Origin of the sequence: Aromatoleum tolulyticum (genome assembly GCF_900156155.1) — a bacterium.
GTDB lineage: Bacteria > Pseudomonadota > Gammaproteobacteria > Burkholderiales > Rhodocyclaceae > Aromatoleum > Aromatoleum tolulyticum.
In genome coordinates this window covers 29,083-46,544 of sequence record NZ_FTMD01000020.1, presented here as the reverse complement: position 1 = coordinate 46,544, position 17,462 = coordinate 29,083, and the positions used below count along the sequence as shown (strand labels likewise).

Annotated in this window: 11 protein-coding genes; 8 read left to right on the top strand and 3 right to left on the bottom strand. The window is 66.3% G+C overall.

The window, feature by feature from the left end; translation table 11 throughout:
- Positions 1 to 36: 36 nt before the first annotated feature.
- Positions 37 to 1,581 carry an Ig-like domain-containing protein gene (locus tag BW991_RS21385; protein WP_076604140.1) on the bottom strand — a complete coding sequence of 515 codons (1,545 nt, stop codon included), beginning with the start codon at positions 1,579 to 1,581 and terminating at the stop codon, positions 37 to 39.
- 332 nt (positions 1,582 to 1,913) lie between these two features.
- On the opposite strand from BW991_RS21385, the gene BW991_RS21380 reads away from it, so the two are divergent.
- Positions 1,914 to 3,329 (top strand): sensor histidine kinase, encoded by a 1,416-nt coding sequence (locus BW991_RS21380; protein ID WP_076604139.1) that lies wholly within the window; start codon positions 1,914 to 1,916, stop codon positions 3,327 to 3,329.
- 4 nt (positions 3,330 to 3,333) lie between these two features.
- On the top strand, positions 3,334 to 4,743 hold the full coding sequence (locus tag BW991_RS21375) for a sigma-54-dependent transcriptional regulator (RefSeq protein WP_076604138.1): 1,410 nt from the start codon (positions 3,334 to 3,336) through the stop codon (positions 4,741 to 4,743).
- A 342-nt stretch (positions 4,744 to 5,085) separates the two neighbouring features.
- On the opposite strand, the gene BW991_RS21370 is transcribed toward BW991_RS21375, so the two are convergent.
- Positions 5,086 to 6,276: a type II secretion system F family protein gene (locus tag BW991_RS21370; RefSeq protein ID WP_076604137.1), complete on the bottom strand. Its 1,191-nt coding sequence runs from the start codon at positions 6,274 to 6,276 to the stop codon at positions 5,086 to 5,088.
- A gap of 30 nt (positions 6,277 to 6,306) precedes the next feature.
- Positions 6,307 to 6,753 (bottom strand): type II secretion system major pseudopilin GspG, encoded by a 447-nt coding sequence (gene gspG / locus BW991_RS21365; protein ID WP_170879150.1) that lies wholly within the window; start codon positions 6,751 to 6,753, stop codon positions 6,307 to 6,309.
- Between the two features lie 196 nt (positions 6,754 to 6,949).
- Here gspG and BW991_RS21360 point away from each other — a divergent pair, with 196 nt between their 5' ends.
- The 6 genes from BW991_RS21360 to mnxG all read left to right on the top strand — a co-directional run bounded on the left by BW991_RS21360 (position 6,950) and on the right by mnxG (position 17,447).
- Complete coding sequence (locus BW991_RS21360) at positions 6,950 to 7,576, top strand: lytic transglycosylase domain-containing protein (protein WP_076604135.1); 627 nt, start codon at positions 6,950 to 6,952, stop codon at positions 7,574 to 7,576.
- A gap of 381 nt (positions 7,577 to 7,957) precedes the next feature.
- Positions 7,958 to 8,323 (top strand): hypothetical protein, encoded by a 366-nt coding sequence (locus BW991_RS21355; RefSeq protein ID WP_076604134.1) that lies wholly within the window; start codon positions 7,958 to 7,960, stop codon positions 8,321 to 8,323.
- Between the two features lie 385 nt (positions 8,324 to 8,708).
- Positions 8,709 to 9,197 carry a hypothetical protein gene (locus tag BW991_RS21350; protein WP_076604133.1) on the top strand — a complete coding sequence of 163 codons (489 nt, stop codon included), beginning with the start codon at positions 8,709 to 8,711 and terminating at the stop codon, positions 9,195 to 9,197.
- A 172-nt stretch (positions 9,198 to 9,369) separates the two neighbouring features.
- Positions 9,370 to 9,771, top strand: a complete 402-nt coding sequence (locus BW991_RS21345; protein ID WP_076604132.1) for a DUF2946 family protein — start codon at positions 9,370 to 9,372, stop codon at positions 9,769 to 9,771.
- 77 nt (positions 9,772 to 9,848) lie between these two features.
- Positions 9,849 to 10,814 (top strand): transporter, encoded by a 966-nt coding sequence (locus BW991_RS21340; RefSeq protein WP_084205184.1) that lies wholly within the window; start codon positions 9,849 to 9,851, stop codon positions 10,812 to 10,814.
- A gap of 795 nt (positions 10,815 to 11,609) precedes the next feature.
- Positions 11,610 to 17,447, top strand: a complete 5,838-nt coding sequence (gene mnxG, locus BW991_RS21335; protein WP_076604131.1) for a manganese-oxidizing multicopper oxidase MnxG — start codon at positions 11,610 to 11,612, stop codon at positions 17,445 to 17,447.
- Positions 17,448 to 17,462 lie beyond the last annotated feature (15 nt).

Sequence of the window (17,462 nt, the reverse complement as noted above, 5' to 3'; positions counted from 1 at the left end):
CGGCGGTCCGGCTTGCTGGACGACTCGTTGGACGACTCATTGGACGATATTCACGACCCCTTCGTCGCGCCCGCCGCCGCTCGAGATCACGCGCACGATGTCGCCCGCGACCGCACGCACCGGCGAATTGCGCACGTCGATCTGCCACGCCCCGGTCGCGTCCGAGGTCACCGTCGCGATCGTCTCGTTCGTGCGCACCAGCGTCGCGGTGATCTGCGCGCCGGCCTGGTTCGTCGCGCCGCGCACCTCCCAGCGGCCCGAGTCCGCGCGGAAGTTGCTGCGCGTCAGATCGACCGTATCCATCGCCACCGGTTGGGCGGTGATCGTCACCGGCGTGGGCGCCGACACCAGGCCGCCGATGTCCGCGACCGTGTAGCTGAAGGTATAGGTCCCCGCCGCGGCCGCGGTGACGATCACGTCGCCGGTCTGCGGATTCTGCACGTCCAGCCCCGGCGGCAGCGGGAACTGCAGCTGCACCGTGGTGCTGTCCATATTGCCGTTGGCGTCGGTGTCGTTGGCCAGTAGATGCACCTCGGTCGCCAGGCCGACGAACACGTTCGCGGCGTCCGCGACCGCCACGGGGGCGACGTTCGTCGGCACGGTGCCGGCCGGCGGCGGGGGCGGCGGTGCGGTCACCCCGTCGACGGTCGCGACGGCCTGGCTCAGGTTGGTCAGGTTCACCGCCTTGACCTGCGACGGGCAGGCGCCGTCGGAGTCGACCTCGCCCTCGTTGACGATCACGCTGTAGCGATAGGTGCCGAACTCGGGCGCCTCGATGTCCACCGTCGTGCTCATCGAGCCGTACAGGTAGTTGGTCTTCGGGTTGCGGAATTCGATCGTCGAGGCTGCGGGCAGGTACGCCGAGCCCTGCACCTGCAGGCGCGAACCGGGGACGCAGCCGGTTTTCGTGATGCTGGTCTTGGGCACGGCCGGATCGATCAGGGCGCCGCCCGCCGCTTCCAGCGAGAAGTGGTAGAAGTTGCCGTCGTCACCGTAATAGCCTTCCAGCGCCGCGAAGGTGCCGACCGGGATCGACGCGGGATCCACGGCGAAGCCGAATTCGTTCTTGTAGCCCTTCGACAGCAGGCGCGGATCGGTGCTTTCGCGCATCGGGATGTCGAGCAGGCTCATCGCGCCCGCATCGTTCTTCGTCAGCGAGCCGAGCAGCACCGTCTCGGCGGGTTCGATCGCCACGCTGGTGATCAGCGGCGTCGCGCTGCCGTCGGCCGCGATCTTCACCTCGCCCAGCAGGATCGCCGTGGAGCCGACGAAGCCGTCGCGCAACAGGCCGGGGAAGCGTGCCGGGTCGGTCAGCTCGGCGGCGCTCAGGGTCTTGGTGGGCGTGTGGATCGTCGCGCCCGGCGGCACGAGGAAAGTGCGGCCGAACACGCCGAGTTCGACACCCGTGCCGTCGGGGCGGCTGTAGATGCTCCTGACGATGCCCTCGGTCTCGAACGGGATGGGCACGACCTGGGCCGAGGCCGCGGCGGGGGCGCCCAGCGCACACAGGAGCGCGAGCGTGCGGACCAGCGGTTTGAGCGAAACGGAGGGTGTCGGACTGCGTCTGGACGGGAGGCTCATGACGGTATTCCTCGAAAACTCGGTTGGGGATCTGGACTACGCGCACCGGTCTTCCGCAAATCACATGCCATACATCCAAGGTGATAAATTTGTATCCGGATATATGTATCCGGAGGGCAAATCCGGGGAAAATGCGGGGAAAATTGGGTGGGGGTAATCACCCAATCTGGGGAACTCAGGGCGCGGAAAAATGGCGACTGAATGCCACTGCGCGGCCTACATCCAGTAACGTTAAGCCGGTCACGGTGGCGTCCGCGGTTTGGCGTCACACTGGTGCAACGTGTGTTCGGGGTATTTCACCCGGCGCCCATTCCCTCCGGAGTCTCACGGACATGGACGGCAACCGGAAACCTTTCAACCTGCGCCGATGGTTTTCCATCGTCAGCCTGCTGGTGACGGGCGGCGCGGCCATTGTCTCGGGCGCGATCCTGTCCAACTTCTTCGTGTCGGAAGCGATCAAGCGCGACGCGATGCTCACCACCCAGTTCATCCAGTCGATCGCCGAGATCGAGCTGCGCCACGGCCGCTTCGGCCTCGTCCAGGTTTCCCTCGGTGGCATCCTCGACTCGCGCATCACGGCCGCGGAACTCCATATCGAGGAAGAGAACCTCGCGCGTGCGCGCCAGGAGTTCTTCGACCACCTGCGCCTGATGCCCGAGGCCCTGCTCGCGACCGTGTTCGCGCCGGACGGCTTCGTCATCTGGTCGGCCAATGCGACCCTGATCGGCAAGAGCTTTCCGGACAACCGCGACCTGAAGGAAGTCATCAAGCGCAAGGAAGGGATCGCGGGCGGCCACCTGAAGAGTTCCGTCGGGGGCAAGGTCGAGCAGCAGTTCGTGCGCTACCCCGAGGACATCTACATCGAAAACTACGTGCCGCTGCTCGACCGCGAAGGCAAGGTCGTCTCCATCGTCGAGATCTACAAGGAACCGCGCGATCTCATCTACTCGCTCAAGCGCGGCTACCTGCTGATCTGGCTCGCCGCGTTGCTGTCGGGTGCAGCGATCTACCTGTGCCTGCACTGGATCATCATCCGTGCCGCGCGCCAGATCGACGCCCAGCAGCGCGAGATCGTCGACAACAAGACGCTCGTCGCGCTCGGCGAAATGTCCTCCGCCGTCGCGCACGGCCTGCGCAACCCGCTCGCGTCGATCCGTTCCAGCGCCGAAGTTGCGCTCGAAGTCGGCGATCCGGCGACCGCGAAGAACCTCAACGACATCGTCACCCAGGTCGATCGGCTGTCGACTTGGGTACGGGAATTGCTTCAATTTTCGAAGCCGATCAGTGAGGAACGCGAGGCGGTGAAGATCGACATGGCCCTGGACAACGCGCTATCCACCTACGAGGTGCAGATCCGCCGCGCCGGCATCGAAGTCGACTGGACGCCCGAAGCGGCGCCGGCCGTCGAGGTGCATGCGAACGGACCGCTGCTGGAGCAGGTGCTCAACAGCGTGCTGTCCAACGCCCTCGAAGCCATGCCGCGCGGCGGGCGCCTCGGCGTGTTGGTGGAGGCAACGGAGCGCGACCGCGTCACCGTGAAGATCTCCGACACGGGCTGCGGGATGTCCGCGAAGCAGCTCGAAATGGCCTTCAAGCCCTTCCACACGACGAAACGTGGCGGCCTGGGTGTCGGTCTGGTGCTGGTAAAGCGGATAATGGAGCGATTTGGCGGGGCCGTCGTGCTGGACAGCAGGGAGCAGGCGGGAACCACCGTGAGTCTGACATTCAAGGTAGCCGAGCAGGAGTAAGGAAATGCCAAACACGATCCTGGTCGTCGAAGACGACGAGATCCTGGGCGATAACATCTGTACCAGCCTCAAGCGCAACGGCTGGGACGTCCAACTGGCGGGCTCTTCCGAAGAGGCCCTCAAGTTGCTGACCGTGCTGCACCCCGACGTCATCCTCACCGACCTCAACCTGCCGGGCATCACCGGCATCGAGCTGATCGGCAAGGTGCGCGAAGCGGAGCCGGAAACCAAGGTCATTCTCATGACTGGGGATGGCAACGTGCAGCGCGCGGTGGAGGCGATGAAGGCCGGTGCCTACGACTACCTCACCAAGCCGCTCGTGCTGGCCGAGCTCAAGCTCCTCATCGAGCGTGCCCTCGAAGCGCGGCGCATGGAAAAGACCCTGTCCTTCTACCAGGAGCGCGAGACGCGCGACGCCGGCGTGAATGCGCTGATCGGCGCTTCGGCCCCGCTGCAGGCGATGAAGAACATGATCCGCCAGCTGCTCGAGGCCGAGCAGCACATGCCCGCGAACGAGCTGCCGGTGGTCCTGATCAACGGCGAGACCGGTACCGGCAAGGAACTCGTCGCGCGCGCCCTGCACGTCGACGGCACGCGCAGCAGCGGCCCCTTCGTCGAAGTGAATTGCGCGTCGATTCCGTCCCATCTTCTGGAAGCCGAGCTGTTCGGCCACGAGAAGGGCGCCTTCACCGACGCGCGCGACCGCCGCGCCGGCCTCGTCGAAGCGGCCGACGGCGGCACGCTGTTCCTCGACGAGATCGGCGAGATCGACCTCGCGCTGCAGGCCAAGCTGCTCAAGCTGCTCGAAGAGCGCACCATCCGGCGCCTCGGCTCGGTCAAGGAGATCAAGGTCAATCTGCGCATCATCAGCGCCACCAACCGCGACCTCGAACAGATGGTGCGCGAAGGCAAGTTCCGCAGCGACCTCTACTTCCGCCTACGCATCATCACCGTCAAGGTGCCGCCGCTGCGCGAGCGCGGCGAAGACATCGTCACGCTGGCGAAGCACTACCTCGAACAGCACGCCCGCCGCTACGGCAAGCCGGGTCTGTACTTCAACGACGACGCGCTCGCGGTGCTGAAGAGCTACGCGTGGCCGGGCAACGTGCGCGAGTTGCGCAACATGCTGGAGCAGACCGTGCTGCTCGCCGCTGGCAAGGCCATCACGCCCAACCAGCTGGCGATCTGCCCCGGCCTGTACGGCACCTGCGACCGCGACTTCCACTCGCTCGACAGCTATTGCATGTCGGTGCCGCCCACGGGCGTCAGCGTCCCCGAAGTCGAGCGCGACCTCGTCATCAAGATGCTCGACAAGACCGACTGGAACGTCACCAAGTCCGCGCGCCTGCTGGGTCTCACGCGCGACATGCTGCGCTATCGCATCGAGAAGCTGGGCCTCGAGCGTCCGCGCTGACGCGGCAAGAATGCAGGGGAGGGAGAGGGGGGCGCGGCGCAAGCCGCGCCCTTTTTTCATCGGAATCGGGTTACATCAGAACCGGTTTAGCAGGTTCCTTCCCCTTCAAGGGGAAGGGACCTGCTAATAAGCCCGCGCGCGCAGTTTCCTTCACCAGGTTGAGTGCTGCACGGTGGCTACCTCCCCTTCAAGGGGGCGGAGGCGGGGCTTTGAATCGGAACGGGCGCCCAACCCTCGACGCGACACCATGAAATTGACCGCCGCGTCGTTAGAAGGTCCCTTCCCCTTCAAGGGGAAGGACAGGATGGGGATGGGTCAAGCAGACGTGGCATACGCTGCCGATCACTGAATGCTGCTCGCCAGCTCGAAGATCGGGATGTACATCAGGATCACGATGACGCCGATCACCAGGCCGATGAAGGTCATCAGCAGGGGTTCGAACAGGCGTACGAACCACTCGATGAAGCGGCTCATCTCCTCGTCGTAGAAGTCCGCGGTGCGCTCCATCATCTCGCCGAGGTTGCCGGCGTGCTCGCCCGCGCGCAGCATGCGCAGCGACACCGGCGTGGCCATGCGGTTTTCCTCCAGCGCCCACGACAGCGCGTGGCCCTCGCGGATGCGGGCGGCGACTTCGTCGAGACGGGTGCGCGTCGCCACGCCCAGCAGGCCGCGCACCATGCCGATCGCCGTCAGGATGGGGATGCCCCCCTGCAGCAGGATGCCCAGCGAACGGTAGAAGCGCGCCATCTCGTAAATGAACAGCCGCTTGCGGATCGCCGGCACCGACTCCAGCACCTTCGACAGCGCGCGCCGCACCGGCGGCTGGCGCAGCAGCAGCGTCGCGCCGGCGAGCGCCGCGAGCGCGCCGGCGCCCAGCTCCAGCTGGTGCGCGTGCAGGAACTGGCCGGACGCCAGCAGCACGCGCGACAGCCACGGCAGGTTGGTGCCGACGTCCTCGAACACCGCCGCGAAGCGCGGCACCACGTAGCCGATCAGGAACAGCAGCACACCGCAGCCAACCACGAATAGCAGCGCGGGATACACCGCCGCGCTGACGATCTTCTGGCGCACCTCGTCGACGCGGCTGCGGTAGGCGACGTAGCGGCCCAGCGCGGCGCCGACGTCGCCGGTCTTCTCGCTCGACTGGATCAGCGCCACGTACAGTTCGGGAAACACCTCCGGCGCGCGCGCCAGCGCCTGCGACAGCGACTTGCCCTCGTACAGCGCGCGCACCAGGTCGTCCAGCACCTTGCGCGCGTGGCCGTCGCTCTCCTTCTCGGCGAGGCTCTCGAGCGCGTCGATCAGCGCCAGGCCGGCCTTCAGCAGCGTCGCCAGCTCCTGGCTGAACAGCACCAGCGGGAAGACCTCCTTGCGCTGCCAGCGCAGCGCCGGCAGGCGTTGCGCCGTGCGCAGCGACATCACGCGCAGGCCCTGCTCCTCGGCCTGGCGACGGGCGTCGGCGAGGCTGGTCGCGTCAAGCGTCAGCGCGACGACGCCCGCATCCCGACCGACCCCCTTGATGTTGTAGCGCATGGCGGGTCCCGGCGCGACGCGGCAGGCGCGTCACTCCCAGCTCGTGATGTCGGCGTTCTCGCCGTCGCCGCCGGGCTGGCCGTCCTTGCCCAGCGAGTACACGTCGTACTCGCCGTGCTCGCCCGGCGCCGCGTAGGCGTAGCTGCGGCCCCACGGGTCCTGCGGAACGCTCTTCTGCAGGTAGGGGCCGCCCCACTTCGGCTCGTTGCCGGGGCGCGTCACCAGCGCCGCGAGGCCCTGCTCGGTCGACGGGTAGTGGCCGGTGTCGAGGCGGTACAGGTCCAGCGCCTTCACCAGGCCCTCGACCTGCGCGCGCGCCGCCTTCACTTCCGACTTGCCGAGCTGGCTGAAGTATTTCGGTGCCACAAGGCCCGCGAGCAGGCCCAGCACCACCAGCACGACCAGCAGTTCCAGCAGCGTGAAGCCGCGAGAGGTGGCAAGTGAGTGGCCGCGGCGGAACATTCGACGATCATCCATGGGCTTTGTCGCTCAGTTGAAGTGGGTGTCCGCCAGTGTAGGAACAGGCTTCGGGCGGCGTCAATTTGTGCGAGCAGGAAACATGCCCGTGGCGTGACGCGTGACGCGGCGCGGGAATACAAGGCATGGCGCTTGCGTAATCCCCGAGGTGGTGGGGAATTTTCCCCAGTCAGGACGCAAGAATGGGAGACGCCGAATGCCTTCGCCCGCCCCGCTGCTGCTCGCAGCCTGGCTCGCGCTGCCCTTGGCCGCGCACGCCGACGTCTATATGAAGGTCGAGCCCGACGGCTCGGTCACCCTCACCGACGAACCGCGCCGCGGCTTCGAGCGCATCGTCGCCACGCCCGGCCCCGCAAGCGGGGGCAAGTCCCCCATTGGCGGGACCGGCATGGCGGTTCCCGCCGCCGATACCGGCAGCCTGCCGTATGCGCCGCTGGTCGCCGCGGCCGCGGTCGAGCACGATCTGCCCGAGGCGCTCATCCATGCCGTGATCCGCGCCGAATCGAACTACGACCCGGGGGCCGTGTCGCCGAAGGGGGCGGTCGGGCTGATGCAGCTGATGCCCGACACGGCGCGCGAGATGGGCGTCGCCGACGCGCGCGACCCCGCCGACAACATCCGCGGCGGCGCACGCTATCTCAAGCGCCTGCTCGGCATGTTCGGCAACGACGTGGGGCTCGCGGTGGCGGCCTACAACGCCGGCCCGGGGGCCGTGGCGCGCAGCGGCGGAACCCCGCCCTTCGCCGAGACGCGCCGCTACGTGCCGCGCGTGATCGAGCACTTCGAGCGACTTGGCGGCCGCCGCGCCGGGCGCATGTCCTGAGAAGTGGGGAATCTTGCCCGTTTTTGGGGGGGTGTACCCATGCACCGTCGAGGTGCGTGACAAATCCTTTGATTCCGCGGGATACGTCCACTCTTGCGAGCTGTATAAGCCCTTCGATATATGTCGAAACTGTAAATGGAGGCCCCCGGATGTGGGGGTCCGGATTGGGGGAAAGGCCCCGCGTCAACCGTGAAAGCCTTGAAATACCTGAGTTGCGGCACGACCGGAATACCTGGCACAGCGGTTGCTGTATGTCCCGCGGGACCTTCCCGTAACGCATCCGCCGGTTCGAACTGCCAGCGTTTCATCGGCCGACGTGGTGTCAGGCGAGGGGTCTGCGGACCCCGAGCCAAATAAATCTTACCCTTCGGAGATTCTGAAATGGCCAAGAACATTCGTACTCTCGTCGCGATCGCTGCTCTTCCCTTCGCTTTCGGTGCAGGGATGGCCCAAGCCAGTAATGCAGAGACCTGCTCACTCGAAGTCGGTTACGTCAAAGATGCGATCGTCGCTGGCAAGTTCCTCGGCGGTACGGCCGACGCGAACAGGACGAACATGCTCGCGAAGGTCGATGCGGCCAGCGCCAAGCTCGCACTCAATAAGCCCTCGGATGCAATCGATATCCTCGTTGCGGTAGCTGCGAAGGCGACCGAACTTGCCGACGCGCCGAAACCCAAGCTGGAATCTGCGACGGACATCAACAACGCCGCGACGGTCGCTATCGCGTGCGTGGGCGCTTCGCAGTAAGGGGGGGAGGGCGAGGTGACTGTTCCGAGTTCGAGGCCGGCACCCGAGTTCCGGCTGCTGTAATTCCCCTGCCCCATGACGGGAGATGAGCCATGAATGCGGCCATCCCGGTTGGCAGGAGGCGGGCGTCATGCGCGCCGGTGAGGCGCAGCGCTCGCACAGGCATGCAAGGGAGTTTGTCCAGGGTGTGCGCGGGGCTGGCGAAACAGCCGCCAGCGGCGTCAACCCGATAGATGCGAATCAATGCATTCGCAGGGCGGTACCGGCACGGTATGTCCCTTGCCTGTCGTAAAGGAAGCACGCGAAGAAGTGAGTGAATAACCGAATTCCTGGGCATGCGCCCGCGGATTTGTGCCGAGATCCCTGATCCTGATGGAGGCTTGAAATGGCCAGGAAGATTCGTACCCTCATCGCCGCCGTGGCGGTTCCTATGGTGCTCTTCGCGGGTATCGCAAGCGCCGGAAAGCCCGGAACTGTCGTACCGAATATTCCCTACGATATCGGCTTCACGATCGGAGGCTGCGAAGAGTCCCTTTCCGGATTGGAGTCGGCGGTGAAGGCCATGTATGGGGCCGAACCAAAGGGCAAGCAGGTGTCGATCATCGACAATCTGGTCTCCAAGGTCTATGGCGCGGACCAGAAGATCGACCAGGGCAAGCCGCTGGAGGCCGTTGGGCTTGTTGCCCAGGTCGAGGACAAGGCGTTCTATCTCATGTCCCTGCCGACGAGCAAGGAGCTGGCGATTTCCGCCGAAGCCTATGACGGAATCATTGCTTACGCCAGTTCGGAGCCTACGGGCGACGGGACCTTGAAGGGGCTGGCCGCGCAATGCGTTTATCAGAAGTGCCTCGATAGCGGCCAGTGCACCCTGTGACGCCTGGTCCCTGACGAGAATCTTGGATCATTATCGATCCGGCGACGCCATGCCGTTCGGCAGCGCCCTTGGGCGCGCTCGGGCGGAGCGTTGGCCGGACGTTCGGAACGACGACGATGAGCACGGACGATATCCGCTGCCGGTCCGGATCGCGTAGCACGGCGAGGCGGCCGTGACGGCGTTCGGCACCTTGCCGCGCCAGCGGGGCGAACGCGTCGTCGTCGCCGTGCTGGCCTTCGTATTGTGGCTGGCGCCCATCCTCGCGCTGGGCAACACTGCGCCGCGCGCTGCGGTGCCCGGTTCGGACATCTGCCGGGCGGCGGCCAAGAACGACAAGGCGCAGGAGCAGCACCCCGCCGGCCATCGCTGCCAGGACTGCTGCTGCTCGGCCGTGCGCCTCGCCTCCGGTCCGCCGCCCGCGGCGGAGTGGTTCTTCCTCCCCGCTGCTGCGCCCGTCCTCGCGGGCGCCGACCGTGCCCTGCCACGCGCGCTGGCGTGGCGCGACCTTGCGCCGCCGCCGCGTGCGCCCCCTGCTGCTGACGGAATCCCCGCGACCGCACCCGGCATCGGCTGAACGGCCGCTGCCTGCCGATTCCGTTTTCAGCCCTCCGGCCGCCCGCTGCCCGCGGCGCCCGGGGCGAGGGAGCCATCATGTCCTGCATCCTCCGTCCGCTTGCAGCGAGCGTTCTTGCGCTGTCGCTGTCCGCACCGCTCGCCGCCGTCGCGTCCTGCGGCGCCACCTTCTGCTCCGTGAATACCAGCTCGGCGTTCATGAACGCCGGTCTTGCGGGCAATACCCGCCTCGACCTGCGCTTCGAGTTCATCGACCAGCGCCACGCGATGCATGGCGACGACAATGTCTCGGTGGGCGAGATCCGGCGCCACCACGACGAGAAACGCACCGTCAATCGCAACCTGCTGCTCACGCTGGAACGCGATCTCGCGCCGGACTGGACGCTGGGCATGACGCTGCCGCTGATCGACCGCGACCACAAGCACATCCACCACCACCGCCACGACGGCGAGGTGCACCACATCCCGGAGAGCTGGGATTTCCGCGAACTCGGCGACCTGCGCATCAAGGCGCGGCACGAGCTCCTGGGCGGCCGCGAGCAGGGCGTCGGTGTGAGCTTCGGCGTGAAGCTGCCCACCGGCCGCAGCGACGTCAAGAACGGCGACGGCGAGGAGGCGGAGCGCAGCCTGCAGCCGGGCAGCGGCACCACCGACGTGCTGCTGGGGGCGCACTGGCGCATGGAACTGGTGGGCGGTTCGACCGCCTTTGCGAGCCTGGCGGCGGAGTTCGCCACCGCCGAGCGTGACGACTATCGCCCGGGGCATCGCACGCACCTGGACTTCGGCTGGGTGAAGCCGATCAGCGAGCGCCTGAGCATTCCGGTGCAGCTCAACGTCGCCTTCAAGGCGCGCGACCGCGGCGCGGAGGCCGAGCCGGAGGATACGGGCTCGACGACCGTCGCACTGAGTCCGGGCATCAACTGGCAGATGTCGCCGCACTGGCAGCTCTACGCGTATTACCAGCGCCCGATCTACCAGCATGTGAACGGCGTGCAGCTCACGCCGCGCTGGAGCGCGGTGCTGGGGACGACGGTCGCGTTTTGATCGGCGGCTGCCCACAGGAAACCCACCCCCATCCTGTCCTGGGAGCCTCCGCTTCACTCCGTCGCTCAGACGGCGCGGAGCAGTGCTCCGCGAAACCCCGTCTTCGCCCCCTTGAAGGGGAAGGTACCTGCTAATAGCACTGCGACACACGAAGGAAGGGGACGGTTGGGGCGGGGGTGGGTTAAACAGACCTGCGAAACACGTCCCCCTCCTGGCCGGTAGTTTCGGCTTCGCCTCGCCGCTCCGCAGGCAGCGAGCAGTGCTCGCCGAAACCCCTGCTCCGCCCCCGTTGAAGGGGGAGGGACTGGATCCCGGGGGCAACAGGAGCCCGTTAACGCCCCCACGCCCCTCCGCGCCCGTCCACCGGGACCATTCCCCAATTCCGGGGCGCTGTCCCCGATTTAACGCGATCTCGTCGAATCCGCACGCCCAACATGGGCAATCGTTCGCCAAAGCCAAATTTGTCACAAGTTGTCGCGTACCCGCAGCAATGACTTTGGCGTATCCGGTAAGACTTTCGATGCAACCCGATCAGGGTAAGCCGCGTCACTGCAGGGTTTGCGTGGGGAAACCCCACCCGCACTACGGGGAAAAACTGGGGAATCTTCCCCGCTTTTCGCCCACGAAAAAATCAAGTCATTGAAAAAACGTGATTTTTTGTAATGGCACGACCATTGCGAGATAGCCCACGGGATTTTCCCATTTTGGCTCGCGCCCGGTGCAGTCCGCCGGACACGGGTCCGGGGTCTGCAGCACACCGCGGGCCAAAGCGTTGTAACCGTGGGGGGAACGACGATGAAGTACCTTTATCCGAAAGGGCGGGCGCCAGCCGCAGCCGGCTATCAGGGCCGGCTGAAGCAGCTGGCCGGCCTGCTGATGCTGACCGGGGCGACACTGTTCGTCGCCGGCCAGGCTCAGGCAGCTCCGCCGAGTGGTGGTGGCGGTGGTGGCGGAACGACGACGACCGCCGCCATCGCGTGCACGAAAACGCTGGTGGCCAATGTCGTGGCACTCGACCAGCCCTTGATGTACAACCGGCTCGGCGCGCAGAACATCAACGGCATGATGTTCGCGCTCGAGGAAGACGTGGTGGATTCGAGCGGCAAGACGCTCGCCGCGGGCGGCACGAAGTCCGCCGGCAACGTCAAGCTGCGCGCCGACAAGCGGCCGCGTCCGCTGGTGCTGCGCATCGGCGCGGGCGAATGCCTGACCGTCAACCTGACCAACCTGCTGAGCCCGACGGCCAACCCGCGCGACGCGGTGCCGCCGGAGATGCACATCGACGACCAGGTCGCCGACCGCAACGTGGGCTTCTTCGCGCAGGGCATGCAGGCGGTCAACAGCATCGCCGACATGGGCGACAACGTCGGCAAGAACCTGAGTTCGCTGGCGGCTCCGGGCCAGACGAAGACCTACACGCTGTACGGCGAGCGTGAAGGCACCTTCGCGGTGACGAGCTACGGCGCGACCTTCGGTGCCGACGGCACCGCCGGCAACATCTCCAGCGGCCTGTTCGGCCAGCTGACGGTGCTGCCCAAGGGCGGCCGCGCGTACCGCAACGTCCTGTCCGAAGAGGAAATGCGCATTGCCGCCGACAAGAACGGCGACGGCATTCTGACCGCCGCGGCGGGCGAACTGACCGCGGCCGGCCAGCCGATCGTGAACTACGAGGCGCGGTATCCGAACGCAGAGCCGTGGATCAGCGAAGGCAAGGCCGGCAAGCCGGTGGTGAACACGGTCGACGGCACGCGCATCGTGCATACCGAGATCGACTCCGTGGTGCTGGGCCCGAACCCGGACGGCACCTTCCCGGCGACGACCTACCCGCTGGAGAGCATGGGCAAGCGCAACCCGGCCTACCCGAACCGCCTCGAGCCGTTCCGCGACTTCAGCACCATCTTCCATGACGAAGTGGCCACCGCGCAGGCCTTCCCGGGTTTCTACAACGACCCGGTGTTCGGCTACGTGCTGCAGGCGACGCGCGACGCGTTCATGATCAACTACGGTTCCGGCGGCATCGGTTCCGAGATCATCGCGAACCGCCTCGGCGTCGGCCCGATGCACGACTGCACCTCGTGTGCGTACGAGGAGTTCTTCCTCACCGCCTACGTGGTCGGCGATCCGGCGCAGCTGGTCGACATTCCCGCGAACGTCGGCCTGGAGGCGCTCAAGCCGGGCCAGGTGCCGCCCGCCGGCACCACCGGCATCAAGGCAACGAAGGCGCTGTATCCGCAGGATCCGGCCAACGTGCATCACAGCTACATCGGCGACTTCGTGAAGTACCGCAACATCCACGTGGGGCAGGAGCAGCATGTGTATCACCTGCACAACCACCAGTGGCTGTTCAACCCCAACGACGACAATTCCAACTACCTGGACGCGCAGGGCGTCGGGCCGGGCTCCGGCTACACCTATGAAATGGTGAACGGCGGCTCGGGCAACCGCAACCGCTCGCCGGGCGACGCGATCTACCATTGCCACTTCTACCCGCACTTCGCGCAGGGCATGTGGTACATGTGGCGCGTGCACGACACCTTCGAGGCCGGCACGAAGCTCGCGGTGTCGAACGGCACCAAGGGCTACCACAGCTCGCCGTATGCGCTGAAGGACGGCACGCCGGCCCAGGGCGCCCGCGCCTATCCCGACGGCGAACTGGTGGTCGGCGCGCCGATCCCCGCGGTGGTGCCGCTGCCGGGCAAGGCGATGCCGCCGATGCCGGGCAAGGTGAGCGTCGTCACCAAGTACGTCACCAACCCTGCCACGGGTGTCGACGTCGTCGCCGGTTCCAAGGCGCAGATCGACCGCAGCGCTGCCAACAAGAACACCGACGGCACGCTGAAGAACCCGGGCTATCCGTTCTGGGTCGCGGGCATCGAGAGCACGATGGGTCAGCGTCCGCCGACCCCGCCGCTCGACATGCTCACCCAGGCCAAGGCCCAGGAACTGGTCAACGGCTCCGACCCGCTGTGGGACGGCCTCGTGCCGGCGCAGGCGGGCGGCTGGGACGGCGGTCTGCCGCGGCACACGCTGGAAGGTACGCTGTCCGGCACCACGGCGATCGTGACGACCAGCCCGGTCGACTTCCTGAAGAAGCTCACGGCGGCGAAGGCGGTGTTCTTCCCCGAAGAAGGGACGGATGCCGAGCAGGCGGCGATGAACTTCCACTCGAAGCCGGGGCACGCGAGCTACAAGGCCGACCCGAGCGGCACCACGGTGGCAGCGGCGAACTTCAAGACCAACGGCGCCAAGCCTTCGGTCGCGGCACCGTTCGCCGAACCGTGCATCGACGACACGCAGAAGCAGCTGACCAGCACCGCGGGAGCGGGCACCTGGTATAGCGGTGCGACGATGACGTCGTGGTACACGGGGCAGGCGTCGCAGTTCAACGCGACCACGCCACGGGTGTACAAGGGCGCCAACATCCAGTTCGACGCGGTGATCAACAAGGCCGGTTACCACTTCCCGCAACAGCGCATCATCGCGCTGTGGGAGGACGTGATGCCGGTGATCAGCAAGCAGCAGCCGCCCGAGCCCCTGGTGATGCGCCTGAACACGTACGACTGCGCGATGTATCACCACACCAACCTGGTGCCGGAGTTCTACGAGCTGGACGACTACCAGGTGCGCACGCCGACCGACATCATCGGCCAGCACATTCACCTGCCCAAGTGGGACCTTTCCACCACGGACGGCGCGGCGAACGGCTGGAACTATGAGGACGGCACGATCTCTCCGGGAGCGATCGTCGAGCGCATCCACGCGGTCCGCCACTTCAACCATTGCACCGAACCGACCGACCCGCGCGACGGCACCAACGTCTGCCCCGTGCCGAAGGCTCACCCCTACTTCGGACAGTTCAATCGTCCGGACTGGATGGGCGCACGCACGACGCAGCAGCGCTGGTATTCGGATCCGCTGTTGAACCAGTACAACATCGACCGCGGCCTCGGCAACATCTTCACGCATGACCACTATGGTCCCTCGACCCACCAGCAGATCGGCCTGTACGCAACCGTGCTGACCGAACCGGCGGGCTCGAAGTGGTACCAGGCCGAGACCGGCGCTCCGCTGTACACCCGTGCAGACGGCGGCCCGACCTCGTGGCAGGCGGTGATCAGCAGTGGCGACATCGACGGCGACAAGATCGATGACAGCTACCGCGAGTTCTACCTGGAGTTCACCGACTTCCAGCATGCGTATGAAGCCGGCGTGTATGTCGGTGCAGGTCCGGACGGCATCCCCGACCCGGTCAAGTACCCGACCGGCCCGGACAGCTTCCGTTTCGCGATCAACCCGCCGGCGAAGAAGACCACGCTGCCCATCTTCCCCGACATGCAGCGCATCGTCGCTGGTGGCGAGAAGGTCGGTTGCCCGGTCCGTCCGTGCCCGCAGGCGATCTCGGCGGATGACCCCGGAATGTTCGTGGTGAACTACCGCAACGAACCGGTGGCGCTGCGCATCTACGACCCGACCAAGATCGGCCCCGACGGCAAGCCGGGGATGCAGGCGGACGGGCTCGCAGGTGACCTGGCGTATGCACTGCAGAGCCGTACCGACCGCAAGATCGCAGCCTTCAACGAAGCACCGGGCGCGATCAGGCAGGCGACCGGCCCGACCGGAGGCATCACGACCTTCCCGCCGCACATCAACAAGGCGGGCGACAAGCCGGGCGACCCCTTCACGCCGATGCTGCGTACCTACGCGGGTGACACCGTCCGCGTCCGTGTGCAGGCCGGCGGCCAGGAAGAGGCGCACAGCGTCAGCATCCACGGCGTGAAGTGGCTGCAGGCGGGTTCGGCCTTCGGCGCGGCAGGCAACTCCGGCTGGCGCAACGGCCAGATGGTCGGCATCTCCGAGCAGTTCAGCCTCGGCATGCCGGTGGCGATGTATGCGGATGCGACCCGTACCGAGGCGGACTACCTGTACTCGATCAATGCATCGATCGAAGGCTACTGGAACGGCTCGTGGGGCGTGATGCGCAACTACGCGGAGCTGCAGCCCGACCTGTTCGCGGTGCCGAACAACCCGCTTCCGGTTGGTGTCACCAACTCGGCGGACTTCACCGGCATCTGCCCGAACAACTACGTCGATCCGAAGCTCGGTGTGCTGCCGGTCAAGCAGCGCAACTTCAACGTGGTGGTGGCGCTCGCCAACGACGTCCTGTCCAACCCGCTCGGCCTGAACATCGGCATGGCAGGCAGTGACGGGAAGCATGTCGGCGGCGCGCTCGACGCCAATGGCGGCACGCTGGTGTACAACTCGCGTCCGACCAGCATCCCGGCGGCGACCATCATCGACGAAGTGACGGGCCAGTCGATCACCATCGGCGGCAAGTCCGGACCGCTGCACGACCCGACCGCGATCATGTACGTGCGCAAGGATGATCTCGATGCGACCACCGGCAAGCTCAAAGCCGGCGTCCCGGTCGAACCCCTGGTGCTGCGTGCGGCCTCCGGCGAGTGCGTGAATGTGGTGCTGGAGAACCGCCTGCCGGCGGTGATGCCTGACCTGCCGTCGCCCAACCTGATGTCGCCGGTCGTCGTGCGTGACCGTTACGGCGCAGTGGGCACCACCAGCTTCAACAACAACCTGATGCGTCCGTCCGCGCACGCTGGCCTCCACACCCAGCTGCTGATGTACGACGTGACCAAGTCCGACGGGACCAACGTGGGTATCAACCCGGTGCAGACGGTCGCACCGCGGGCGAATGCCACCGATGCCTACCCGACGACGTCCTATCAATACTACGTAGGAGACCTGGGCCGCGCTTATTCCGCGCAGACATCCACCATCAAGAAGGCAACCGACACCGTTACCGCGGTGGGCATCGAGTTCGGCGGGGTCAACATCATCCCGGCGGACAAGGTCAAGCAGACGCAGAAGGGGCTTAACGGTGCGTTCGTCGCCATGCCGCCGGAATCGACCTGGGTCGAGGACAGCAACATGCGCGCCGCCGCAACGGTGACCAAGACCTCGAAGCCGGAGCTTGCGACCTACCGTGACTTCGCACTGCAGTGGGCGAAGGGTCTGAACATGCGTTGGGCCAATGGCGAACCGGTGGAGAACGTCGCCGCCGAAGGTCCGATGATTCATGAGGATCCGGAAGACAACTCGGCGATGGCGGTGAACTACAAGGTCGAGCCGCTGTGGTACCGCTTCCAGAAGGCTCCGGACGCGCCCTTCGGTCACGCCAACGGTGCAGGCTTCGCTGCAGTGCCCAATGCCAACATGGCCTACAGCAACAGCCTGGTCGGCGGCGATCCGGAGACCCCGGTGCTGACGGTGGGCCGCGGCATGCCCTTCCGCATCCACGTGGTGCAGGCGTCGGGCGGCAGCCGGATGGGTACCTTCGGCCTCCACGGCCACGTGTGGCAGCGCGATCCGTACCGCGCGAACAACACGGATATCAGCGGTTATCCGTCGCGCAAGTTCGGTGTGGGTTCGACGCGGATCCTGTTCAACCCGCTGGGGATGTTCCTGGGCGGTCAGGAGAGCATCCTGCCGGCCGCGCACTTCACCTTCAACCTGGCCAGCGCAGGCGGCGCCAATGCAGTCCCGGGCGACTACCTGTACCGCGACTTCGAGTCGCTGGGCAACCTGGGCGGCCGCTGGGGGATCGTGCGGGTGCAGTAAGCAACACCGCAATAC

What these genes read in the sequence shown, in the direction of transcription:
- BW991_RS21340 (WP_084205184.1), top strand. Translation starts at nt 9,849, where the DNA reads ATGTCCTGCATCCTCCGTCCGCTTGCAGCGAGCGTTCTTGCGCTGTCG.
- gspG (WP_170879150.1), bottom strand. Translation starts at nt 6,753, where the DNA reads ATGGATGATCGTCGAATGTTCCGCCGCGGCCACTCACTTGCCACCTCT.
- BW991_RS21355 (WP_076604134.1), top strand. Translation starts at nt 7,958, where the DNA reads ATGGCCAAGAACATTCGTACTCTCGTCGCGATCGCTGCTCTTCCCTTC.
- BW991_RS21350 (WP_076604133.1), top strand. Translation starts at nt 8,709, where the DNA reads ATGGCCAGGAAGATTCGTACCCTCATCGCCGCCGTGGCGGTTCCTATG.
- BW991_RS21385 (WP_076604140.1), bottom strand. Translation starts at nt 1,581, where the DNA reads ATGAGCCTCCCGTCCAGACGCAGTCCGACACCCTCCGTTTCGCTCAAA.
- BW991_RS21370 (WP_076604137.1), bottom strand. Translation starts at nt 6,276, where the DNA reads ATGCGCTACAACATCAAGGGGGTCGGTCGGGATGCGGGCGTCGTCGCG.
- mnxG (WP_076604131.1), top strand. Translation starts at nt 11,610, where the DNA reads ATGAAGTACCTTTATCCGAAAGGGCGGGCGCCAGCCGCAGCCGGCTAT.
- BW991_RS21375 (WP_076604138.1), top strand. Translation starts at nt 3,334, where the DNA reads ATGCCAAACACGATCCTGGTCGTCGAAGACGACGAGATCCTGGGCGAT.
- BW991_RS21380 (WP_076604139.1), top strand. Translation starts at nt 1,914, where the DNA reads ATGGACGGCAACCGGAAACCTTTCAACCTGCGCCGATGGTTTTCCATC.
- BW991_RS21360 (WP_076604135.1), top strand. Translation starts at nt 6,950, where the DNA reads ATGCCTTCGCCCGCCCCGCTGCTGCTCGCAGCCTGGCTCGCGCTGCCC.